The following is a 21,758-nucleotide window of genomic DNA, read 5'->3' on the forward strand; positions in this document are numbered from 1 at the left end:
GGGAGCGGGCGCCGCGACGACCCTGCGGGCCCCGGCGACGCGCGCGATCTGCACGGCGGCCTGCCCGACGACGCCGCCCGCGCCCAGCACCACCACCTGCTCGCCGGGGGCGAGCTCACCGCGCCAGGTCAGCGCCATGTGCGCGGCGACGGCCGAGAGCCCGAGCGCGGCCACCGCGACCGGGTCGGCCTCCGCGGGCAGTTCGACGAGGTCGCGCGCGGGCACGGCCGCCACCTGCGCCATGCTGCCGTCGCCCGGGGCCATCCCGGCCGAGGTCGCGAACCACACCGGCCGCCCGTCCGCGACGCCGGCCCCCTGCACCCCGGCACGTACGGCGTTCGCGGCCGGCCGAAGTAGGACGTGCCGGTCGCGCAGAGCAGGTCGAGCGGCGTGACGGGCGCGGCGACGACCTCGACCAGCGTCTCGCCGGGCCCGGCGACGGGCACGGGCAGGTCGGCCACCAGCGGCGGCCTGCCGGGTTCCACGATCTGTACTGCGCGCATGTCCCACCTTCCGCTGAAGCACGTCGTCATCGGGGACGGCCGCCGGGCACGCCCCGCACGGCGTGCCCCGGCGCCTCGCCGCCCCGGCCCGCCCCCGGGGCGGCGGGCGGGTCCGATCACGTCGCGATGTCGGGGTACGGCATCGTCATGTGGGCCAGCCGCCGGGCGTACTCGGTCTGGAAGCCCATCGGCTCGTGGTCGCGCTCGAACATCGCGATGAACAGCGTGAGCGTGAGGAACGGGTGCGCGCCCAGCTCGAACAGCCTCGGGTAGTCGTGGCCTGCCAGGGCCTCGCGCTCGGCGTCCTCGAAGCGCAGCCAGGTCGACGCCTCCCCGCCGTGACAGCTCAGCAACCGGTTGGCGTAGTCGGCCTCCCACCACTCCACCGTGCCGCGGGGGTCCTCGCGGTAGCGCTCGACCAGTTCCGGATCGCGGTCGACGGTGAACAGGAACTTGTTCAGCAGGTACTTGCTCACGCCACGCCTCCGTTGGGATACCAGGTGAAGTAGGCCTCCATGGTGTGGAACAGGTCGTAGGTGTCGACGTAGTCGGCCTTGGCGCCCTCGCCGGCCACGCCCATCATCAGCATGAAGTCCATGAAGCCGTGGGTGGCGTTGCCGGGCAGGTGGAGGCTGTCGAGGGTGACCTCCGACAGGCAGCCCTCGATGTCGCCGGAGGAGATCCACTCGACCGCCTTGCGGTCGAACTCGGGATCGGGCCCGTGCGGGCCGAACTGGCGCGGCCCGCCGAGCTCCAGCGACAGGTGCCCGGTGCCGATCACCGCCACCCGCTTGTCCGCCGGCCACGACTCCACCAGCTCGCGGATCGTACGGCCGAGCTGCACGAACCTCTTCGGCTGCGGCAGCGGCGGGGCGAAGATGTTGGTGTAGACCGGCACGATCGGCAGGTCGTTCTGCGGGCGCAGCGTGATGATCGGGCAGGTGATCGAGTGGTCGATCCGCAGCTCGTTGGAGAAGGCCAGGTCGAAGCCGGCGTCCAGGCCCTCCCGCAGGATGTACGCCGACAGGTCCTCCTGGCCGGTGAAGAACATGCGGGGCAGGCCGAACTCGCGTTCCTCGTTGTACCAGTTCGCGTCGTAGAAGGGCGCCTTGCCGACGAGGAACTGCGGCATGTTGTCGAGCCAGAGCTGGTGGAAGTGGTCGGAGCCGACCATGACCAGCACGTCGGGCCGCGCCTTGGTCAGTGTCTCCCGGAACGCCTCGACCTTGCGCACCCACTCGTCGGCGAACGGCGGGCGGTCCTGGCCGGTGGCGGTGCTGGCGCGGTAGTAGAACGGATGATGGGTGGACGCGATCACCGCGACCAGTTCAGCCATGCGAACCTCCAGTGGCGTCAGGGGCGTAGGGCTCGGGGTCGACGGACCGGTTGTTGAGGTCCACCGACAGGAAGATCTCGTTGGCCACCGGGCGGCGCAGCTCCTCGGCGAGCTGCCCGATCAGGCCCGCCGTACGGGCGAGCAGGGCGAAACCGCGCAGAAGTTCGAGCGGCAGGCCGAGGTCGGCGAGCGCCGCGCCGCACACACCCGCGCCGTTGAGCGGCAGCTTCCTGCCCAGAACCTCGGGATGCACGCGGCCGATCGCGGCGAACAGCGACAGGTGCGGCCCGAACAGGTTCTCCTCGGCGGCGATCGCCAGCAGCCGGGGCGTGCGGGGGTCGCCCTCCTTGTGCACGTGGTGGCCGAGGCCGGGGATGAACCGCCGCGCCTGCCGCCGGGCCCGTACGGTCTCCAGGGCGAGCGCGTCCCAGCCGGCGTCGTCGGACGGCGGTGGCCCCTCGTGGGCCGCCAGCACCTCGTGCAGGAACCGGCCGCAGTCCTCGGTCACGCCGAGGAAGCGCGACCCGCCGCCGAGCAGCCCGGCCGCGAGCGCGCCCTGGATCGAGTCGGGCGCGGACAGGTACGTCAGCCGGGTGACGATCGCGGTCGGGGTGAACCCGTGGTCGGCCAGCGCGGCGAGCACGGCCTCGAACACCCGGGTCTCGCCCGGCGTGGGCCGCCGCTGGGCGGCGAGCCAGAACGCGAGCTCGCCGAACCCGATCTTCCCCATCACGTCCTCGGCGAGGTCGCAGCCGAGCAGGGTGATCGACTTCAGTGAGGACGCCCCCAAGGCCGTGGGATACGACGGCCGCTCGATCATCTCGGGCCGGTCAGACATCGTCCTTCTCCTCCCGCATCAGCCATTCGCGCAGCTCGTCCCCGTGCTCGTCCAGCTCCGGCGGCGGCAGCCGGTAGGCGGCGGGGGTCGCGGAGAACCGGATCGGGTGGCGGGTGGTCGGGACCGCGCGGTCGCCCTCGCCCACCTCCACGATCGGGTCGAGCCCGAAACGCTCGGCCATGGCGAACCCGCCGTCGATGGTGTTGATCGGGCCGCACGGCACTCCCGCGGCGACCAGCAGTTCGAACCACTCGAGCGCGCCGCGCGTGGCCAGCCGTCCGACCAGGATGGGCCGCAGTTCCTCGCGGCGCGCGGTCCTGTCCGCGTTGCGCGCGAAGCGCGGGTCGTCGGCGATCTCCGGGATGCCGAGCACCTCGCACAGCTTGCGGAACTGGCCGTCGTTGCCCGCCGCGACGATGATGTCGTTGTCGGCCGTGGGCAGCGGCTCGTACGGGAACACGCTCGGGTGGGCGTTGCCCATGCGGTAGGGGACGACGCCGCCGGCGACGTACGCGGAGCTGTGGTTGACCAGGCCGGTCAGCGCCGAGGACAGCAGGTTGACCTCGACGTGCTGGCCCTGCCCGGTGGCGTCGCGGTGCCGCAGCGCGGCGAGGATGCCGATGGCGGCGTGGTTGCCCGCCATGACGTCGAAGACCGAGATCCCCGCGCGGTACGGCGGCCCCTCGGGGTCGCCGGTGAGGCTCATCAGCCCCGACATGGCCTGCACCATGAGGTCGTAGCCGGGCACGTCGCGGCCCGCGCCGGAGCCGAACCCGCTGATCGAGGCGTACACCACGCCAGGGTTGGCCGCGCTCACCGAGGCGTAGTCGAGGCCGTACTTGGTCAGCCCGCCGGGCTTGAAGTTCTCCACCAGCACGTCGGCGCGGCGGGCCAGCTCACGGGCCACCTTCGCGTCGCCGGAGTCCCGCAGGTCGAGCGCGATCGACCGCTTGCCGCGGTTGACCCCCAGGTAGTACGTCGACACGTCGCCGCGCACCGGCGGCATCCAGGTGCGGGTGTCGTCTCCCTTGGGCCCTTCGACCTTGACGACCTCGGCGCCCATGTCGGCCAGCAGCATCGTGGCGTACGGCCCGGCCAGGACCCGCGAGAAGTCGGCCACCAGCACGCCCGACAGCGGCCCGCCTCCCCGCTCGGGCGCGGTGTCGTCTGTCATCCGGCTCCCCCTCCTTGCTTTCGCGGCAATGTCCGCTGAACGGACATGAGTCCGTGACGCCGATTCTGGCACAGGCGACCCCTTCGTCAAATGCCAGACCGGCTCTTCATCGCGAGACGATGCGGGAAACCCATGGTTGACAGCAGGGGCGGTGCTCGCGAAAGTAACAGCGGAAGCAGCACTGACCGTATAGCGGACAACTGTTCGGAGATAGTGGAACGCGCTCGGCCAGTGGGACCCGGCCAGCGGGAAGGTGAGGAGTTCGACGATGAGCGAGCCGACCGATTTCGGGCCGGACCGGCCCGTGCTGCTGCGTGGCGGCACGGTGCTGCCGATGGACGACGGGCACAGCGTGCTGCCCCGCACCGACGTCCTCGTCGTCGGCGACCGGATCGCGGAGGTGGGGCCGGACCTGCCCGCGCCGGACGGCGCCGTCGTCGTCGACGCCACCGACGGCATCGTCATGCCCGGCATGATCGACACTCACCGGCACATGTGGCAGACGGCGATGCGCGGCTACGGCGCCGACTGGACGCTGACGCAGTACTTCGTCTGGTACTACCTGGAGTACGGCAAGCTGTGGCGGCCCGAGGACGTGCACGCCGGCAACCTGCTGGCCGCGATCGAGGCGATCGACGCCGGGGTCACCACGGTCGTGGACTGGTCACACGGGCTGCGGACCGTGGACCACGCCGACGCGGCCGTGGACGCGCTGCAGGCGGTGCCCGGCCGGTTCGTGCTGGCCTATGGCAACATCCAGGCGCCGCCCGCCGAGTGGACCGGCGCGCCGGAGTTCCGCGACTTCGTCCGGCGCCGCATCACGGGCGACGACATGCTGGGCTTCCAGATCGCCTTCGACGTCACCGGCGACCCGGCCTTCCCCGAGAAGCCGGCCTTCGAGGTGGCCCGCGACCTCGGCGTCCCCGTCACGACCCACGCGGGCGTGTGGGGCGCGACCAGCGACGACGGCATCCGCCTCATGTACGAGAACGGCTTCATGACGCCCGAGACGGTCTACGTCCACGCCGCCTCGCTGTCGGCCGACTCCTACCACCGCATCGCCGCCACCGGCGGTTCGATCTCGGTCTCCACGGAGAGCGAGCAGAGCGCGGGCCAGGGCTACCCGCCCACCTGGGCCATCCGCGCGCACGACATCCCGGTCTCGCTGTCGATGGACACCAGCGTCTGGTGGAGCGGCGACCTGTTCTCGGCGATGCGCACCACGCTCGGCGCCGACCGTTCCCGGGAGCACATGGAGGCGCACGCCAAGGGGGAGACGGTCACCCACTGCAGCCTGCGCGCCGACCAGGTCGTGGACTGGGCGACGCGCGGCGGGGCCCGCGCCATCGGCCGGACCGACGACCTCGGCAGCATCGAAGCGGGCAAGAAGGCCGACATCGTGCTCATCAAGAACGACGCGTCGCCCGTGTCGTTCCCGCTGCTCAACCCGTACGGGCACGTCGCGTTCCAGGCGCAGCGCGGCGACGTGCACACGGTCCTCGTGAACGGCCGCGTGGTGAAGCACGAGCACCGCCTGGTGGGCGTGGACCTCGCCGCGGCCCGCCGCGAGGTGGAGCGGACGGTCGAGTACCTGCGCTCGACGCTGGGCGATGAGGCGTGGCAGAAGGGGATGAACCCCGACATCCCCGAGACGAAGATCCTCGACAACCCCTACACGTACACCGACTACCACAGCGCCGCGACGCACAGCCGTTGATCCCTCGGAAATTCATGATTGTTTAGCCGTCTATGTGAAATTTGCTCACCAGTGGGGTTAGGGTGGTCAGCCACCCGCGGAAGCCGTGGAGGTTTCCCCCGAAACGACCGCTGGGAGTTATCTCACATGCAAGGGCGCGTCCCGTCACAGACGAGCCAGGATGATCGGTTCCCGCAGGAGATCCTCTCCAGTCAGGAGGAGCCGCCCCGCACGACCAGGAACAGGAAGCCCGTCGTCATCGCCGCCGCGGCCCTGGTGGCCGTGCTGGCCGCCGGGGGAGCGGGCTTCGCGCTCCGCGGCGGCTCGGGCCCCGCGGACCCGCCCGCCGCGGGCGGCGCGCGGCAGTCGGCGGCCCCCGCCCAGGACGACGCCGCCGGTTCGCCGCGGAGGGCGGACAGGACGCGGAGGCCGGCGGACCAGGGCTCAGAGAATCAGGACGCGGCGGGATCAGGGCGCGATCGGGTCCGGGCGGGGACGGCTCCGGCGGAGCGCAGGCGCCCGGCGGGGGGCGGCGCGGACACCGCCTCCGGCTCCTCGGGGCGGCGGCTCCTCCTCGGGGGGGAAGAGCTCCGGTGCGGGCCGGGCCGGGACCGGCTCGTCGGGCAAGACGGGCGGCGCCTCGAAGGGCGGTGGCGGCCAGGACCAGGGTGAGGTGCCGTCGGGCGCCGACGGAGCCCCGGGGCTCATCCCCGGCGCCTGCGCCGCATCCGGCTGCTGAATCCGCACCGCCTGCCGGACTGCAAGGGGCGCGCGGGCTCCGCACTCGTACGTGAGGTGAGGGCCCGCCCGCCTGCCGGGGCAGGGCCGTCGCCGCCGTGTGCGCGGTGAGAGGCCGGGTGAGGCGGGGATCAGGAGGACGGGCCGGGCCAGCCGAGCGGGAAGGCGATGCGGGCGGGCGGTTCGCCCGCCGCCTCGTTGAACTCCCGCATGGCGATGATGAGGGCCTGCCGCTGGGACGCCGGCATCCGCGTGAGGATCGCGGCGATCTCCTCCTTGCGCCGGGCGGTGACCTCGTCCACGATCCGCCGTCCGTTGTCGGTCAGCCGCAGCAGCGTCTCCCGCCGGTTCTGCGGATTCACCTCACGCTTCAGCAGTCCGGCGATGGCGAGGCGGCCCGCCATGCGCATGGCGGTCGACGGGTTCACGCCGAGCTTGTCCGCCAGCGTCACCAGCTTGGTCTCGCCCTGGCCGACCACCAGCAACATGCGGAACTGCGGCAGGGTCACCCTGTCCTCGGCGGCGGCGAGGGATCGCGCCGATATCGAGACGAGCACGCGCGAGGCGGTGAGCACGGCGGTGGTGACGGCCTCCAGGTCGTCGCCGGTCGGCTCCTCGTCCGCTTCCATTGCCATCAGAACCTCGGCAGGGGGCCGTCGCCTTCAAGCATGCCGTCCCTGTCTGGTGTTCTTTCTGGGTTCATCGCGGATGCCTTTCACCAGTGGATTGGATGGGCGGCGCTTTCATGGTGATCCTGTGACTGGTCAGGTGGGCGACCCCTGATGGGGACGTGTCACCTCGGGTGCAACGCGGTGCGGGGACCGCGGGCGGCCGTTCCGGCTGCAGGCCGGCGGGGCTGGTCTCGTCGAGATACCAGAAGCTCACGTCCGTCGAAGTCGCGCGGAGGAGATGGCCTGCTGTTGTTGACCGGTGATTCCGCGCTTCCTGTCTCCGGTTTTGTCGGCGCCTTCCGGTACCGTGGTGGTCTGATTACGGAGCGTGGGAGGAACGCTGGGGGGTGGGTGTGCGCCGGTCGTTCACGTTCCTGCTGCGCCCCACCCGTAAGCAGGCCGCCGCGCTTGCCGCGTGCCTGGAGGATCACCGGGTTTTGTACAACGCCGCTTTGGAGCACCGTCGTACGGCCTACCGCAGAGCCGGGGTGACGGTCCGGTACGGCGACCAGTCGGGCGAGTTGAAGCACATCCGCGCCGATGACCCAGGCGGTCAGGGCCGGTGGTCGTTCTCCTCTCAGCAGGCTACGCTGCGGCGGTTGGACAAGGCGTTCGCTGCATTCTTCACGCGGGTCCGCGAGGGCCGTACGCCGGGGTTCCCGCGTTTCAAGGGGCGTGGCTGGTTCGACACGGTGACCTGGCCCAAGGACGGCGATGGGTGCCGGTGGGACTGTCAGCCCGAGCACCCGTCCGCGACCTACGTCCGCCTTCAGGGCATCGGGCACGTCCGGGTCCACCAACACCGGGCCGTGAAAGGCCGGGTGAAGACGATCAGCGTGAAACGGGAAGGAACCCGCTGGTATGTGATCCTGTCCTGCGACGATGTGCCCGCCGGGCCGCTTCCGCAGGCGGGTGCGGCCGTGGGCGTGGACATGGGCGTGGCGTCGCTGGTCACGACCAGTGACGGTGACTCCCTGGACAACCCGCGCCATCTGGCCTCCTCCGCCGGGCGTCTGGCGGTGGCCCAGCGGGCTCTGGCCCGGAAGAAGCGGGGGTCCAGGCGGCGGCGCAAGGCGGTGGCGCGGGTGGCGGCACTGCACGCGAAGGTGCGCAGGCAGCGCCTGGACTACGCGCACAAGGCGGCGCTGACCCTGGTCCGCGACTATGACGTGATCGTGCATGAGGACCTGCGGATCGCGAACATGACCCGGTCCGCGTCCGGCACGATCGAACGACCCGGGCGGAACGTCGCTGCCAAGTCGGGGCTGAACCGGAGCATCCTGGACGCGGGTTGGGGGGTGTTCTTGCGTGTCCTCGCGCACAAGGCTGAAAGCGCCGGTCGCGAGCTGATCGCGGTGAACCCCGCCGGCACCTCCCGCACCTGCTCGCGGTGCGGGCACTGCGCGAAGGACAACCGCCGCACCCAAGCCGAGTTCGCCTGTACGGCGTGCGGGCATACCGCGCACGCGACGTGAACGCGGCCACCAACATTCTCAGGGCAGGGCTTGCCCTTCGCGACGCTGCGGAAGCGGCCTAGCGAGAAGCCGCTCCTTTCGGGTAGCGGAGGAGTCACAGGCACCGTTTTTACACGGTCCCTCTCGCGGCCATGTCATCGCACCGGCAATCATGCGTACGGCCGGCGCGGGCGATGCCGCGCCACAAGGAGACCCACAGGGGGTGCCACGGGGGTGCCACGGGGTGGCCGCGCTCACCCGAGCGAGGCCAGCAACTCGTTGCAGGCCTGGGCGCAGCGCCGGCACGCCTCTGCGCAGACCCGGCAGTGCTCGTGCACGTGGGCGTGCAGGCCGCACTCGTCGCCGCAACTGCGGCACGCCTGCGCGCACGCCTCGAGCTGGGCCCGCGTCAGGTTCGCGTCGTAGCCCGTGTGCCGCGACAGCACCCGGCCCGTGGTCGCGCAGATGTCGGCGCAGTCGAGGTTGGTGCGGATGCAGCGGACGAGTTCCGCCACCGCGTGCTCGCTCAGGCAGGCGTCGGCGCAGGCCGTACAGGTCTGGGCGCAGTCGAAGCAGGCCTCGATGCAGTTCGCGAGCGCCTGTCTGTCCACGCCGCCGAGGTCGGCGGGATAGGTCTCCAGCATCACTCCGGCGTGTCCCATGGCATCGCTCCTTCCGGTCTCGTGCGGACGTCTCCGTGAGGAGGCGGAGACCCCGCCGATGAGGTCGGGTCCGTGAGCCCCCCGGTGCCCGGCGGACGATCGGATCGCGTTCCTGACGACCGAAAAGCTCACCGCGTCTCGGGCCATACCCAGTGGCACGGTCGTAAACGGAGCTGATCCGGCCGGCCGGTGTGCTGATCGTCTTCCCGGGTAGTCGCAGGGGCACGGAAATCATGGAGGGACCATGGGCTGGAGCTACCGAAAATCGATCAAGATGGGACCGTTCAGGCTCAACCTCTCGCGCGGCGGCGTCGGGCACAGCTTCGGCGGACGCGCCTTCCGCGTGACCAAGACGGCGGACGGCCGGCGCACCCTCACCGTGAACCTGCCCGGCGGCTTCCACTGGAAGAAGACGCTCGACTAGCGGCAGGAGACGGCCGGCACGGCGGGCGCGACCCCCGGAGCGCGCCCGCGCTACCGACCTCGCTCGAAGTGCCCTGCTTCGGCGGGTCGCGGCCCCCCGCTGGGGCGGCCGGAATACGGCAGGACTCCGGCGCGGAAGGACCTGGCGCCGATGGCGAGGGGGCCTGGCCAGGCGTTCGATGACCGGTGCGCGCCGGCGGAAAACCCTTTGAGCCTTCCTTCCGGGTTCCCGTATGGTGCCTGCGGCCCCGTCGCAGTGAGGACAGAGGACAAACGCGCGTGACCCCGCCTGCTCTTTAGACCTGACACCTTCTTCCGCTCACCTTCACGCCGGCCCTGCCGCCGGCACTGCCGGGCTGCCCGTATGCGCCCGGTCATACGGCGTTTGAGGCCGCGCGCGATCGGCCTCGTGTCAGGTCTAGAGAGATCATGTCTTCACAACCTCATACTGTGCTGCCCTGGGTCGTCCGCCGGACCAGGCTGCCTCTGCTGTCGCTGCGATGCGTGGACTGCCGGTCGGAGTCGGCCACCACCGGCGAGGGCAGGTTCCGCGTCAACGCCAACGGAAAGCTGCTGGACGTGTGGCTGTTGGTCCGCTGCGTGTCCTGCGGCCGGACGAGCAAACTCACCGTGCACGAGCGAGCGCCGGCCGGCTCCTTCGATCCGGCCGAGCTCGACGGCTACCACGCCAACGACCCGGAGCTGGTGGCGTCCAGGCTGCTGGACCCGCTGCTCGCCCGGCGCAACCGCTTCACCCTGGACTGGAAGGGGGCCTGGCGGCTGGACATCCCGTCGGCATGGCTCGACGAGGAGTGGCCGGTCCAGGTGGAGGTCGTCTTCGAGGATCCGGTGCCGGTGCGCCCGGAGCGGCTCATCGCGCAGGGGCTCGGCCTCAGCAGGAACGAGGTGCTGCGCCGGGTCAAGTGCGATGTTCCGTTGCGCCGTCCGACGAGCGCCGGGTTCACCTTCACCGTGATGCCCGGGGACTAGCGGCGCGCCGATCCCTGCGAAGCATCCGTGCGAAACACGCCTCGCCCACGGGCGGCTCCGGCGGTCCGGAGTCGCCCCTGGGCGGTGCCGGCGGTCACGTCACTCCTTCGGATGCAGGGCCGACGGCTTGTGCACCGCCGTCCCGCCGCTCTTGTCGCTGCGCACGAGGAACTGCGGGTCCTCGGGGGAGGCGGCCACGGTGCGGCCCGCCTCCTCCGTGCGCTCGGTGATCTTCTTCTCGACCTTGCCGACCGCCTCGCCGCCGTGGCTCTTCCAGGTGACCTCGTCGCCCACCGACGGCTCTTCCTTCTTGTCCTTCTCGCCCATGCGCACCGCCCTACCCGGGGAAACGCGCGGTCCCCCCGACGGGACATCGGCATGCCTCCCTATCAGGCAAAATTCCGGGACGAAGCGCGTACGAGCCGGAGCCGGCCCGGTGGGGGATCTCCGCACTGTTGCCCGCGCGCCGGGATTACCCCGGTCCGTTGCCGCGCACGGTGGGAGCATGGGACGGACCGTGCGGCTGACCGCGACCGTCACTCCCGAGGACGGTGGCCTGTACTGCGCGCGGTGCGTCCAGGTCGAGGTGGCCTGCGAGGGACACACGGTCGACGAGGCGCTCGACCGGCTGCGGCGCGCACTGGAGCACTACTTCGAGCGCCGGCCCGCGCCGCACCCGCCCGCGCACCCGCCGATCGTGGTGCCGATCGAGGTCAGGCTGCCGGACTGAGCCCGCACCGAGGCCGCTTGCGGGCGCGATGGGATCTTTGCGGGTGAAGCTCCCGATCATCATGCTTGACCGGACATTGGTCGTCGGATGCGTGATCACTCCCCGGCACGGCGCTTACCGTCGTGCTCGTACCATCCATGACCTCGGGGGAGTCTCATGCCTCTCTGTACAGCCGTACTGGCCGCCGCCCTGCTCTCCGGGCCGGCCGCCGTGCCGCCGGACCCGGCCCCGCCCGGGACGACGGGCCGCCACGAACAGCAACAACGCCGCGCCGTCGTCCACGGGCCGGCCGCAACTCGCGTCGCTGCCCGGCATGGCGCCGCAGGCCGGGGAGTTTCCGTTCGCCCTCCCCCAGGCGCCGCCATGGATGGCTCCCAGCGGGACGGACGGCAGGCGCGACGACAGCACCGCCGCTCCCGAATCGCCGTCCGGGGCGAGCGGCCCCGGGGCCTCCGGCGCGTCCACCAGGCCGGGTACGGACACCGCCGGACGGCCCGCCGTGACGGCGGGCGGCACGGCGAGCGACAGGCCGGCCGGGACGGAGTCCGAGACCAGGTACGTTCCGGTGATCGATCCCAAGACACGCGACGTCTTCATCCAGCCCGTCTTCGCTTCCGGCGAGTCCGGGCAGGCGCCGCAGCCGTTCACCTTCCGCCCGGTGCAGGGGGTCCAGTCGACCAGGTCCTACCCGCAGCCAAGGGCGGAGCAGAAGGCGGCGCCGCAGACGGCACGCCACAAGACGATCGCCCGGCCACGCCAGCATCAGCGGCCGCGCGACTGATGGGCCCGCCCCAGACGGCCTGATGGAAGAGGCCCGTGTGACCGGCCCGTCTGAACGGCCCGCCACACCGGTCCTGAGCCGGTGTGGCGGGCTCTTCCGGTGTCGCCGTCCGCAGGGGTCGAAAAGGCGCGGGCGGTCGTGCGGGTGGCACGCCCGGCACCGCGTCCGGTCCCAGGACCGATCGGTGCGTCCGTTCCGTGTCTCATCACGCACCTGACCCGCCACCCAGCAACGACCTTTCCACGACTAAGGAAGCACGATCATGAATACCCGTCTGCTCGCCCTTGCCGCCCTGACCGCGGCGCTTTCGATGTCCGCGGCGTGCGGTAGCCAGGGCGGCGGCAACCCCGCGGCTCCGGTCGCGGCCAACGAGACCGCCACGGACATGGCCAGCGAGACCCCCAGCGCCGAGGCGAGCGAGAGCCCCTCCGCGACCCCGTCGCCGTCGGTCGCCGGTTCGCCCGTCGGGGCGGGATGCTCCTCGCTGCCGGCCTCGGGTAAGGGCAGCCCCGCCGAGCTGGCCAAGGTGCCGGTCGGCACCGCGCTGTCCGACATCCCGTCGCTGTCCACGCTCGCGCGCGTGGTGAAGAAGGCCGGGCTGGCCGAGACGCTCAACTCCGCCCAGGACATCACGGTGTTCGCGCCGACGAACGACGCGTTCAGTAAGATTCCGAAGAACCAGCTCGACCAGCTGATGTCGAACCGCAAGTCGCTCAGGGGACTGCTGGCCTACCACGTGGTCAAGGGACGCAAGGCGCCGGCGGACATGCACGGCGAGCTGACCTCCCTCGAGGGCCGCAAGCTCACCGTCTCGGGGTCCGACTCCAGCCTCAAGGTCAACGATGCCGCCGTGACCTGCGGGAACATCGCGACGAGCAACGCCACTGTCTACCAGGTCGACAAGGTCCTCATGCCGAGGTAACCGGCCGTCGTCCTGAGACACCTTCACGGGGGTGAGCCGCTCGCGGCTCACCCCCATTCTGTTCGCCGCGGGGATACGCCCCGTCGCCCGGTTCCGGCACTTCAGCGATAAATAAGCACGTACGCCTTCTCCGGGCCTATTCCGACTTTTATGGCCACCAGGCCTTTTGGTCCCGTCTGGTGGTGTTTCCGCATGTGGCGAGCAGGGGCGGCGTGGGGCCTATGTCCTGAAGCGGCTGATCCTCTTATTTGACCGGACACTGAGCGTCGGGTCCGTGATGGCCCGGCATCGTGCGCTTACCTTCGTCCTTGTACCGTCCATCAGATTTCGGGGGAAATTCTCATGCCTCTTTGCACTGCCGTACTCGCCGCGGCTCTCCTGTCCGGTCCCGCGCCTGCGGATCCGGCTCCGCTGTCCGCCAAGGAGCCGATGTCGCCCGGCAAGCAGATCGCCGCCATGGCGATGAACCACCCGGAGGAGCCCGACTTCGTCGCCTCCAAGGCCCTGGACATCCTGGACAAGGGCGCGAAGGTCGGCCCGTTCTTCCCGGCGGACGACGAGTCCGACAACCGGGCGAACGGCCCGGCGGCGAACGGCCAGAGCGCCCAGGGCCCGACGGCCGGCAGGCAGGCGCCCGGCGGCGGCACGGCCGACAGCCGGCAGGCGGCACGCAGCCGGCCGGAGGCCCCGCAGGGGGCAACCCGCTGGCCGGCGTCCCGGTGGTGGGCGGCAGGCCCGCCGGCGGCCCGATGAACGGGAACCAGGCGAACGGCTCGCAGCCGGGCTCCATGTTCACGATGCCCGCCACCGGCAAGAACAACAGCCAGCGCTCGCCGCAGGACGTCTTCCTTCACCCCACGTCCAACCAGCCGACGTACACCAAGCTGTCCGGCAACGACTTCGCGGGCAAGCCGCCGAGCAAGCAGGCCGACGACGAGGACGCCGGCGCCTGGGCGCGGCCGCTCCAGGGGTGGGGCATGCCGAAGGCGGGCAAGGCGAAGCACGCCGTCAAGGCCAAGCCCAAGGCCCAGGTCAAGGCGCAGCCCAAGGCGGCCGCCGACGACTTCTGGAACATGCCGGGCTGGGACTGAGCGCCCGCGCCGCGGTGAGGTGACGCGGTGGCACGACGGAGGGGTGAGCCGGGCCGGCTCACCCCTCATCCTTGTCCGCGGGCCCTGGCGGCGTGACCCAGGTCGACGACCTCCACCAGGTCGGCGAGATCGACGTGGGCCGCCACCTCCGCGACCGAGGCGCAGTAGCCGATGTGGTAGCCCAGGTGCCGTACGCGCAGCAGCGGGCGGCCCTCGATGACGACCGGGTCCACCTCGTGCCCCTCCGAGCTCACCCACCTGCGCATGCGGGGAAGAGTAGGAAACGCCAGGTCACGGGCGGGTAAACGGGTCAGTGGCGAGCCTGGGGACGAGCCAATGCGGACACAAGACTGCAAAATCGGCGAAAACCGGCTCGATCTCCGGGTATGGGGGCAACCGTCGGGACCGAGGGGACCGGGGCCGGGGTGATCGGCATGACGAGCGGGTGGACGTTCGAGGGGCAGCCCAGCGCCATCGGTGGAGGCGCCATGACGCTCGTGGCCGGGGGATCGTTCTGCGTGTCGGCCCGCAACGGCGACATCCTGCCCGGGGCGGCGCAGGGGATCTACTACGCCGACACCCGGCTGCTGTCCCACTGGGAACTGCGCGTCGACGACGGCCCGATCGAGGAGCTCCAGGTGGTGACCGGCGAGCCGTACCACGCGACCTTCGTCGGCCGGGCGGCGCCGCGGCCGGGGCAGGCGGAGAGCACGCTGCTGGTCGTGCGCGACCGGTACGTCGGCGGCGGGCTGTCGGAGGACGTCACCATCCGCAACATGTCCCATGAGCGGCCGGCTGCATGGTGACCCTGCACATCGGCTCCGACGTGTGCGACCTGTTCGAGGTGAAGACCCACCGGGTGCACTGGGTGGCCGACGTGACGACCACGGCGGAGGAGCGGTCGCTGCGGATGTTCTCCGTCAGCAAGGGCAGGGGGGTGCGGGTGGTCGCCAGAGCCGACGGCACCCCGGTGCTGCCGGTGGTCAACCCGCGCCTGCTCGTCTTCCGCGTGGTGGTGCCGCCGCGCGGGGAGTGGGCGGCCTGCCTGCACGCCAACCCGATCATCGACGGGGTCGAGACCGCGCCGTGGTATTCCGAGAAGCGGCTGTCGCCCGCGCTGGCCCGGCGGGCGGGACAGCTGTTCGAGTGGGACAAGCGCCTGCCCAAGGTGACGACGACCAACATCGCTCTGGCGGGAATCCTGCGCCAGTCCCACAACGACCTCGGCGCGCTGCGGCTGTTCGACCCCGAGCATCCCGAGCTGCCGCCCACCGTCGCGGCCGGGGCCCCCTGGTTCATGACGCTGTTCGGCCGCGACTCGCTGCTCACCTCGTGGATGGCCCTGCCGCTCGACCCCGAACTGGCGCACGGCACGCTCGGCCGGCTGGCCGCCCTGCAGGGCACCAAGATCGACCCGTTGACCGAGGAGGAGCCCGGGAAGATCATGCACGAGCTGCGTTACGGCGCCCGGCAGGACGACACGTCGGCCGGCGGGCACGCCTACTACGGCTCGGTCGACTCCAGCCCGCTGTTCGTCATCCTCCTCGGCGAGCTGCGCCGCTGGGGCCTGCACCGGGCGGCGGTGGAACGGCTGCTCCCGCACGCGGACGCCGCGCTGGAGTGGATCGAGCGGTACGGCATGCGTGACGGGTTCCTGTGGTATCAGCGGAAGACCGACCAGGGCCTGCTCAACCAGGGCTGGAAGGACTCCTTCGACGGCATCAACTTCGCCGACGGCACGATCGCCCGGCCACCCATCGCCCTGGCCGAGGTGCAGGGGTACGTCTACGCCGCCTGCATCGCCCGCCACTACTTCGCCCAGGAGGCGGGCGACACCGAGACCGAGCGGCGCTACCGGGAACGGGCCGCCGAGCTGCGCGCCCGGTTCAACGAACGGTTCTGGCTGCCCCACCGCGGCTACTTCGCGGTCGGGCTCGACCACGATGGCCGCCCGATCGACGCGCTCGCCTCCAACATGGGCCACTGCCTGTGGTCGGGCATCGTCGATCGCGACAAGGCGGGGACCGTGGCCGAGCACCTGCTGTCGCCCCGGATGTTCACCGGCTTCGGCATCCGCACCCTCGCCTCCGACATGGGCGCCTACAACCCGATGAGCTATCACAACGGGTCGGTCTGGCCGCACGACAGCGCGCTCGTGGCGGCCGGGCTCATGCGCTACGGATTCGTGGAGGAGGCCCAGCGCGTCGCCACCGGCCTGCTCGACGCCGCCCGCGCCTTCGGCGACCGGCTCCCAGAGCTCTTCTGCGGGTTCGACAGGGCGGAGTTCGACGTGCCGGTGCCCTACCCGACCTCGTGCTCCCCGCAGGCGTGGGCCTCGGCCACCCCGATCCAGCTCCTGCGGCTCCTGCTGCGCGTCGACCCGTGGGTGCCGTACGGCAAGGTGTGGATCGCGCCGGTGCTGCCCAAGGGGTTCGGGGAGCTGCGCATCTCCGGCTTTCCGCTCGCCGGTGCGCGGGTCGATCTGGAGGCCCGGGAGGACAGCGGCGAGGTGTACGTGAGCGGCCTGCCCGAGGAGGTGCGCCTCATCACGGAGGCCCGCCCGCCGGCGAGCGCCGGCGTCCGGCCCTGTTCCCCCTGAGCCGGCCGGGCCTTGCGAGGGGCGGCTGCCGGAGCGGGGCGAGCGCCGATCGCCTCGGGCATAGTGGAGCCATGGCCGAGGACCTGAACTACTACTCGACGCTCATCGCGGTCGCCGACGACTGCCCGGTGACCGCTGCGGAAGTGCCCAGGGCCCGGGGCGGCAAGCCCACCGTCGCCGTCCTCCAGTACGAGCTGATCTCCGGCGCGCCGTACGGGCTGACGCAGGAGGACGTGTTGTTCGAGACCTGGCTGCGCCGCCAGGACCTGCCGGCGGACCTGCCCGGCGAGCGGCGCGCGGAGCTCAGGAAGGAGTTCTTCTCCCGTTCCCAGGCATGCCTGAGGTCGTCGCCGCTGGCGAAGAGGTACGGCTGGGGGCTGCTGTTCGACCGGGACGGCCGGATCGCGCTGTGCCCCATGGAGTCGGAGGAATACCGGCGCCTGGTGGAGGGCGCGTCCCACGGTGCCCAGGCCGGTGCGCAGGCCGGTGCGGACGGCGGCGTGCGGGTGCTCAAGGCGATGCGCTCACGCCGCTCCTGACGTCGCGAGGCTCACGCCGCTCCTGACGTCGCCCGTTCCCCATGCAGAGGCCGGGCCGTCCCCGGTTTGCCTCGACCGGCCCGGGGTAGGCGGTTAGCGGACTTCAGCCGGGCGCGGCCGGGGGAGGGCGGGCGTCATGAGCGATGTCGAACTCAGCGTGCGGATCCCGATCGGCGAGGTCGTGCTCGACGCCGACGTGGCGGTTCCCCGGGAGGCCAGGGGAGCGGTGCTGTTCGCCCACGGCAGCGGCAGCGGCCGGCACAGCCCGCGCAACCGCTACGTCGCCAGGGAACTGCAGCGGGCCGGACTGGCCACGGTCCTGGCCGATCTGCTCACGGCGGAGGAGGAGCGCGTCGACGCCGTCACCGGCCACCTGCGCTTCGACATCGGCCTGCTCGCCGACCGGGTGGGCGCGCTGGCCGACCGGTTGCCGGAGGACGAGGTCGTCGGCGGCCTGCCCGTCGGCCTGTTCGGCGCGAGCACGGGCGCCGCCGCCGCGCTCGTCCGCCGCGGCGACGCGGCCCGGCGGTGTCGGGGCGGTGGTGTCCAGGGGCGGCAGGCCCGATCTCGCCGCGGGCGCGCTCCGCTCGGTGCGCCAGCCGACGCTGCTGATCGTGGGGGAGCGCGACTCCGTCGTCCTCGACCTCAACCGGGAGGCGATGCGCGCGATCACCGCGCCGGTACGGCTGGAGATCGTGCCGCGCGCCACGCATCTGTTCGAGGAGCCGGGCGCGCTCGAGACGGTCGCGCGGCTCGCCCGCGACTGGTTCCTGCACCATCTGGCGGGTGGAACGGCCCCCGCGTGAGCTGCCCCGCTACGATCTGACCTCATGGAACAGCGCGTGTTGGGCAGGACGGGCAGGCAGGTCGGCGTCGTCGGGCTGGGGGCGTGGCAGCTCGGGGCCGACTGGGGCGAGGTGAGCGAGGCCGACGCCCTGGCCACGCTCAACGCCGCGGTCGACGCCGGGACCACCTTCATCGACACGGCCGACGTGTACGGCGACGGCCGCAGCGAGAAGATCATCGGGAAGCTGCTCAAGGAGCGGCCCGGCCTGACCGTGGCCACGAAGATGGGCCGCAGGGTGCAGCAGACGCCCGAGGTCTACACGCTGGACAACTTCCGCGCCTGGACCGACCGCTCCCGCGCCAACCTGGGCGTCGACACGCTCGACCTGGTGCAGCTCCACTGCCCGCCGAGCGCCGTCTTCGAGACCGACGAGGTCTTCGACGCGCTCGACACGCTGGTCGCCGAGGGCGGCATCGCCGCGTACGGCGTGAGCGTGGAGACGGTGGCCGAGGCGCTGACCGCGATCGCGCGTCCCGGCGTGGCCACCGTGCAGATCATTCTCAACGCCTTCCGCCTGAAGCCGCTGGACGAGGTCCTGCCCGCTGCCGAGAAGGCCGGGGTGGGCATCATCGCCCGGGTCCCGCTGGCGAGCGGCCTGCTGTCGGGCAAGTACGGCCCGCAGACGGTCTTCGCCGAGGACGACCACCGCAACTTCAACCGCCAGGGTGAGGCGTTCGACGTCGGCGAGACCTTCTCCGGCGTCGAGTACGGCGTGGGCCTCCAGGCGGTCGAGCGGCTGCGCGGCCTCGTGCCCGAGGGCATGACGATGGCGCAGTTCGCGCTGCGCTGGATCATCGACCAGCCCGGGGTCAGCGTCGTGATCCCCGGCGCCCGCAACCCTCAGCAGGCCGAGGCCAACGCGGCGGCGGCGCAGTTCCCGCCGCTGCCGGCCGAGACCCACGACACGGTCCGCGAGGTCTACGACGACCTGATCCGCCCGCAGGTCCACCACCGCTGGTGACGACCAGGCCGGCGCCCGCCCGCGTGGGGTGACGCGCATCCGATCAGGGGGATCCGCTCGAATCACCCTACGTGGAGACGTGGGAGACCACACGGAAGAGGGCGGCCGAGGCTGACGGCGCGCTTCCAGGGCGGCCCGGACCGCACCCGGACGGGCCGCGCCCCGGCCGGTCGCATCGGAGCAGCGCCGACCTGAGCAGCGCCCGCCTGAGCAGCGGCTACCTGCGCAGGGCGTGGCTGCCCGGGGGCCGGCCGCCCGGAGGGTGGCGGTGTGGGCTGCCAGGTGGCTCGTGGCTGAACGCGGCCGGCGTGGTCGCGCTGGCCGCGATGGTGGCCGCCCAGATCGCGACGGGACTGCGGCCCCAGGACCTGCGCCTCACCACCGCGGTCGTCATCCTGCTCGCGGTGAGCGCACTCGCCTTCGCGGCGGCCGGCGTACACCCCGCGCCGGGCTGCGCCCGCGTTCGCGGCGGCCGTGGCGGCCGGTTACGTCGCCGAGTGGATCGGCACGAGGACGGGCCTGCCCTTCGGCGGCTACCGCTACACCGACGCCCTGTGGCCGCGGCCCGGCGGCGTCCCGCTGATCGTCGCCCTCGCCTGGGGCGGCATGGGCCTGGCCGCCCACGCCCTCGCCCGCCGTGTGGCGCCGCGCGGCCGGCTGGCACCGATCCTCGCCGGAGCGCTGGCGCTCACCGCGTGGGACCTGTTCCTCGACCCGCAGATGCTCAGGCTCGGACTGTGGGTCTGGGCGGAGCCGGGGCCCTACCGCGGCGTGCCGCTCACCAACTTCGCCGGCTGGCTGCTGGTCTCCGTCCTGGTCATGGCGGTTCTCGACCGCCTCACCGGCCGTGCCCGCCGCCGCCGGCACGGGCCGGGGTCGGGCGGCCGGGGCGGCCGGGCGGCGGGGACGACCGGGCTCGTCGTCCTCTACACGGTCATGGCGGTGATGGAGACCATCGGCTTCGCCGTGGTCTTCCGGCCGCCCGATCCGTTCGTTGCGGCCGCCGGAGGGCTCGCGATGGGCGCCTTCGCCCTGCTCGCGTGGGGGCGCGCATGGCGGAGGTGATCGTGGCCGGGGGCGGGGTCGGCGGCATGGTGGCCGCCCTGCTGCTCGCACGGGACGGGCACGACGTGCGGATCTATGAGCGGCTGCCCCGGCTCGGCGGCAAGCTGGCCGAGCACAGGCGGGACGGGTTCACGTTCTCGGTCGGCCCCTCGCTGCTCACGCTGCCCGGCCTCTTCCTCGACCTCGGCGTGCCGCTCGACCTGCTCGAACTCGACGAGCTGTGCCGCTATCGCTTCGCGGACGGCTCGACGCTGTCCACCTATCGGGACCCGGAGCGTACGGCGGAGGCGGTGGACCGGCTCGCGCCGGGCGAGGGCCGCAACTGGCGGGCCTTCCACCGCTGGTCCGAGCGCTGCCTGGCCGCCTCCGCGCGCACGTTCTTCGCGGGACCGCCGTCCGGGCCCGTCGTCGAGCCGCCGTTCCGGCCGTCGGCGGGTCGGCGGCCCGGTGACCGGCCCGGAGATCGGCCCGGAGATGGGCCGGGCGGACCGGCGGGCGGGCAGCCGAGCGGGCCTCTCCCGCGCCCCCGGCTGGGCGACCTGCTCGCGGTCGCGCCGGGCCGCACCCTGCATGGTCTGGCGGGCCGCTTCTTCCGGGACGCCCGCCTGCGCCAGTACGTCGACCGCTACGCCACCTACGCCGGGTCGAACCCCTACCGGGCGCCCGCCGCCCTTGGCTGCGTCCCGGCCATCGAGCACGGTGACGGCGGGTGGTACGTGCGGGGCGGGCTGCCCCGCCTCACCGACGCGCTGGCCGCGTCGCTCGACAAGGCGGGCGTCGAGATCCGTCTGGAGACCGAGATCACCGAGGTCGTCGCCGATGCGGAGCGGGTCGGCGGCGTCCGCACGGCCCTCGGCGAGACGGTCGGGGCCGACATCGTGATCGTCAACGCCGACGCGGCCTCCCTCTACGGGCGGCTCCTGCCCGACCGTGCCCGGCTGCGCAGGATCGCCCGGCTCGGCCTGTCGTCGTCCGCCTTCCTGATGCTCGCCGCCGTGGAGGGGCGGACCGAGGGCCTGGCGCACCACACGGTCGTGTTCTCGGCCGACTACCGGCGCGAGTTCGGCGACATCTTCGACCGGCGGCGGCCGCCGGAGGACCCCACGGTCTACATCGGCTGCCCGGCGGTGGCCGACGCGACGCAGGCTCCCGCGGGCGCGGAGAGCTGGAGCATGCTGGTGAACGTCCCCGCCGGCGACCCCGCGCGCTGGCCGACGCCGCCCGAGGCGTACGCGGAGCTCGTCCTCGACCGGCTGGCGAGCCGGGGGTACGACCTGTCCGGACGGCTGCGCTTCCTCGATCTGGTGACCCCGGCCGACCTGCGCGACCGGTACGGCGCGTGGGGCGGGGCGATCTACGGCGGCGCGTACGGCGGCCCGTTCGCCCCCTTCCGCCGTCCCGGCAACCGGGGGCCCCGGCGCGGCCTCTACCTCGTCGGCGGGTCCGCGCATCCGGGAGGCGGGCTGCCACTGGTGGCGATGGGCGGGCGGATCGTGGCCGCGCTGGTGCGCCGGGACTTCCCCCCTTCCGCGCGGCGGCCGAAGGAGGCGGGACGGTGACGGCCAGGGCGGCCAGGACCACCGAGGCGGCCAGGACGGCCAGGACGGCCAGGGCGACCGAGGCGGCCAGGGTGAACGGGACGGCCGGCGCCCGCGGGCCGGGGCCGCCGCACGGGTGCTCGCCGCCGCCCAGGCGGTCGCCGCCGTCGTGTGCTCGCACGGCTCGCCCGCGCGCCGGC

General features: G+C 72.3%; 25 protein-coding genes and 1 pseudogene. 17 read left to right on the forward strand and 9 right to left on the reverse strand.

Annotation, left to right across the window (positions count from 1 at the left end; all coding sequences use genetic code 11):
* From B1L11_RS39855 to B1L11_RS39875, 5 genes and pseudogenes are all read right to left on the reverse strand, one after another.
* Positions 1-321 (reverse strand): annotated as a pseudogene (locus B1L11_RS39855) (zinc-binding alcohol dehydrogenase family protein); the annotation flags it as partial.
* A gap of 298 nt (positions 322-619) precedes the next feature.
* Positions 620-979: a hypothetical protein gene (locus B1L11_RS39860; protein WP_079320408.1), complete on the reverse strand. Its 360-nt coding sequence runs from the start codon at positions 977-979 to the stop codon at positions 620-622.
* Positions 976-1,839 (reverse strand): extradiol ring-cleavage dioxygenase, encoded by an 864-nt coding sequence (locus B1L11_RS39865; protein WP_079320409.1) that lies wholly within the window; start codon positions 1,837-1,839, stop codon positions 976-978. Before B1L11_RS39865 ends, B1L11_RS39860 begins: the two co-directional genes overlap by 4 nt.
* Positions 1,832-2,677, reverse strand: coding sequence for a citryl-CoA lyase (locus tag B1L11_RS39870; RefSeq protein WP_079320410.1), 846 nt, complete (start codon positions 2,675-2,677; stop codon positions 1,832-1,834). The genes B1L11_RS39865 and B1L11_RS39870 overlap by 8 nt, the downstream gene beginning before the upstream one ends.
* Positions 2,670-3,851, reverse strand: coding sequence for a CaiB/BaiF CoA-transferase family protein (locus B1L11_RS39875; protein WP_079320411.1), 1,182 nt, complete (start codon positions 3,849-3,851; stop codon positions 2,670-2,672). The genes B1L11_RS39870 and B1L11_RS39875 overlap by 8 nt, the downstream gene beginning before the upstream one ends.
* A 268-nt stretch (positions 3,852-4,119) precedes the next feature.
* Here B1L11_RS39875 and B1L11_RS39880 point away from each other — a divergent pair, with 268 nt between their 5' ends.
* Positions 4,120-5,568: an amidohydrolase family protein gene (locus B1L11_RS39880; RefSeq protein ID WP_079320412.1), complete on the forward strand. Its 1,449-nt coding sequence runs from the start codon at positions 4,120-4,122 to the stop codon at positions 5,566-5,568.
* Positions 5,569-6,416: 848 nt separating this feature from the next.
* On the opposite strand, the gene B1L11_RS39890 is transcribed toward B1L11_RS39880, so the two are convergent.
* On the reverse strand, positions 6,417-6,920 hold the full coding sequence (locus B1L11_RS39890; protein ID WP_218671606.1) for a MarR family winged helix-turn-helix transcriptional regulator: 504 nt from the start codon (positions 6,918-6,920) through the stop codon (positions 6,417-6,419).
* A 383-nt stretch (positions 6,921-7,303) separates the two neighbouring features.
* On the opposite strand from B1L11_RS39890, the gene B1L11_RS39895 reads away from it, so the two are divergent.
* Positions 7,304-8,431: a transposase gene (locus tag B1L11_RS39895; RefSeq protein WP_256863289.1), complete on the forward strand. Its 1,128-nt coding sequence runs from the start codon at positions 7,304-7,306 to the stop codon at positions 8,429-8,431.
* Between the two features lie 233 nt (positions 8,432-8,664).
* Here B1L11_RS39895 and B1L11_RS39900 read toward each other — a convergent pair whose 3' ends face one another.
* Positions 8,665-9,072, reverse strand: a complete 408-nt coding sequence (locus tag B1L11_RS39900; protein WP_079320415.1) for a four-helix bundle copper-binding protein — start codon at positions 9,070-9,072, stop codon at positions 8,665-8,667.
* A 244-nt stretch (positions 9,073-9,316) separates the two neighbouring features.
* Between B1L11_RS39900 and B1L11_RS39905 the strand changes: the two genes are divergently transcribed.
* Both B1L11_RS39905 and B1L11_RS39910 read left to right on the forward strand, forming a co-directional pair.
* On the forward strand, positions 9,317-9,496 hold the full coding sequence (locus B1L11_RS39905) for a DUF4236 domain-containing protein (protein WP_079320416.1): 180 nt from the start codon (positions 9,317-9,319) through the stop codon (positions 9,494-9,496).
* A gap of 449 nt (positions 9,497-9,945) precedes the next feature.
* Positions 9,946-10,485: a DUF1062 domain-containing protein gene (locus B1L11_RS39910; RefSeq protein ID WP_256863290.1), complete on the forward strand. Its 540-nt coding sequence runs from the start codon at positions 9,946-9,948 to the stop codon at positions 10,483-10,485.
* A 99-nt stretch (positions 10,486-10,584) separates the two neighbouring features.
* Here B1L11_RS39910 and B1L11_RS39915 read toward each other — a convergent pair whose 3' ends face one another.
* Positions 10,585-10,812 carry a DUF2945 domain-containing protein gene (locus B1L11_RS39915; RefSeq protein ID WP_079320418.1) on the reverse strand — a complete coding sequence of 76 codons (228 nt, stop codon included), beginning with the start codon at positions 10,810-10,812 and terminating at the stop codon, positions 10,585-10,587.
* A 178-nt stretch (positions 10,813-10,990) separates the two neighbouring features.
* Here B1L11_RS39915 and B1L11_RS39920 point away from each other — a divergent pair, with 178 nt between their 5' ends.
* From B1L11_RS39920 to B1L11_RS39940, 5 genes are all read left to right on the forward strand, one after another.
* Positions 10,991-11,215: a type II toxin-antitoxin system HicB family antitoxin gene (locus B1L11_RS39920; RefSeq protein WP_079320419.1), complete on the forward strand. Its 225-nt coding sequence runs from the start codon at positions 10,991-10,993 to the stop codon at positions 11,213-11,215.
* 367 nt (positions 11,216-11,582) lie between these two features.
* The gene (locus B1L11_RS39925) at positions 11,583-11,996 is read left to right on the forward strand and encodes a hypothetical protein (protein ID WP_079320420.1); all 414 of its coding nucleotides are present in this window, start codon (positions 11,583-11,585) and stop codon (positions 11,994-11,996) included.
* Between the two features lie 262 nt (positions 11,997-12,258).
* On the forward strand, positions 12,259-12,918 hold the full coding sequence (locus tag B1L11_RS39930) for a fasciclin domain-containing protein (protein WP_079320421.1): 660 nt from the start codon (positions 12,259-12,261) through the stop codon (positions 12,916-12,918).
* A 342-nt stretch (positions 12,919-13,260) separates the two neighbouring features.
* Positions 13,261-13,671 (forward strand): hypothetical protein, encoded by a 411-nt coding sequence (locus tag B1L11_RS39935; RefSeq protein WP_143737885.1) that lies wholly within the window; start codon positions 13,261-13,263, stop codon positions 13,669-13,671.
* On the forward strand, positions 13,668-14,009 hold the full coding sequence (locus tag B1L11_RS39940; RefSeq protein WP_143737886.1) for a hypothetical protein: 342 nt from the start codon (positions 13,668-13,670) through the stop codon (positions 14,007-14,009). Before B1L11_RS39935 ends, B1L11_RS39940 begins: the two co-directional genes overlap by 4 nt.
* Before the next feature lie 65 nt (positions 14,010-14,074).
* Here the strand turns inward: B1L11_RS39940 and B1L11_RS39945 are convergent, their stop codons facing one another.
* The gene (locus B1L11_RS39945) at positions 14,075-14,275 is read right to left on the reverse strand and encodes a hypothetical protein (protein WP_079320424.1); all 201 of its coding nucleotides are present in this window, start codon (positions 14,273-14,275) and stop codon (positions 14,075-14,077) included.
* Positions 14,276-14,395: 120 nt separating this feature from the next.
* Between B1L11_RS39945 and B1L11_RS53145 the strand changes: the two genes are divergently transcribed.
* From B1L11_RS53145 to B1L11_RS49085, 8 genes are all read left to right on the forward strand, one after another.
* Positions 14,396-14,815, forward strand: coding sequence for a glycogen debranching N-terminal domain-containing protein (locus B1L11_RS53145; protein WP_256863291.1), 420 nt, complete (start codon positions 14,396-14,398; stop codon positions 14,813-14,815).
* On the forward strand, positions 14,809-16,608 hold the full coding sequence (locus B1L11_RS39950) for an amylo-alpha-1,6-glucosidase (protein ID WP_256863292.1): 1,800 nt from the start codon (positions 14,809-14,811) through the stop codon (positions 16,606-16,608). The genes B1L11_RS53145 and B1L11_RS39950 overlap by 7 nt, the downstream gene beginning before the upstream one ends.
* Before the next feature lie 71 nt (positions 16,609-16,679).
* A complete protein-coding gene (locus B1L11_RS39955; RefSeq protein ID WP_204049569.1) occupies positions 16,680-17,147 on the forward strand; it encodes a DUF6157 family protein in 468 nt (155 codons plus the stop codon).
* A 136-nt stretch (positions 17,148-17,283) separates the two neighbouring features.
* Positions 17,284-17,973, forward strand: coding sequence for a dienelactone hydrolase family protein (locus B1L11_RS39960; RefSeq protein WP_306291766.1), 690 nt, complete (start codon positions 17,284-17,286; stop codon positions 17,971-17,973).
* Between the two features lie 4 nt (positions 17,974-17,977).
* Positions 17,978-18,955, forward strand: coding sequence for an aldo/keto reductase (locus B1L11_RS39965; protein ID WP_079320425.1), 978 nt, complete (start codon positions 17,978-17,980; stop codon positions 18,953-18,955).
* Positions 18,956-19,429: 474 nt separating this feature from the next.
* Positions 19,430-20,020: a carotenoid biosynthesis protein gene (locus B1L11_RS39970; RefSeq protein WP_079320426.1), complete on the forward strand. Its 591-nt coding sequence runs from the start codon at positions 19,430-19,432 to the stop codon at positions 20,018-20,020.
* Complete coding sequence (locus B1L11_RS39975; RefSeq protein WP_079320427.1) at positions 20,008-21,579, forward strand: NAD(P)/FAD-dependent oxidoreductase; 1,572 nt, start codon at positions 20,008-20,010, stop codon at positions 21,577-21,579. Before B1L11_RS39970 ends, B1L11_RS39975 begins: the two co-directional genes overlap by 13 nt.
* A partial coding sequence (locus B1L11_RS49085) for a hypothetical protein (protein ID WP_218671607.1) occupies positions 21,576-21,758 on the forward strand: 183 nt, incomplete at its 3' end. The genes B1L11_RS39975 and B1L11_RS49085, both read left to right, overlap by 4 nt.

The sequence above is a fragment of the Microbispora sp. GKU 823 genome (assembly GCF_002027145.1).
Classification (GTDB): Bacteria; Actinomycetota; Actinomycetes; order Streptosporangiales; family Streptosporangiaceae; genus Microbispora; species Microbispora siamensis.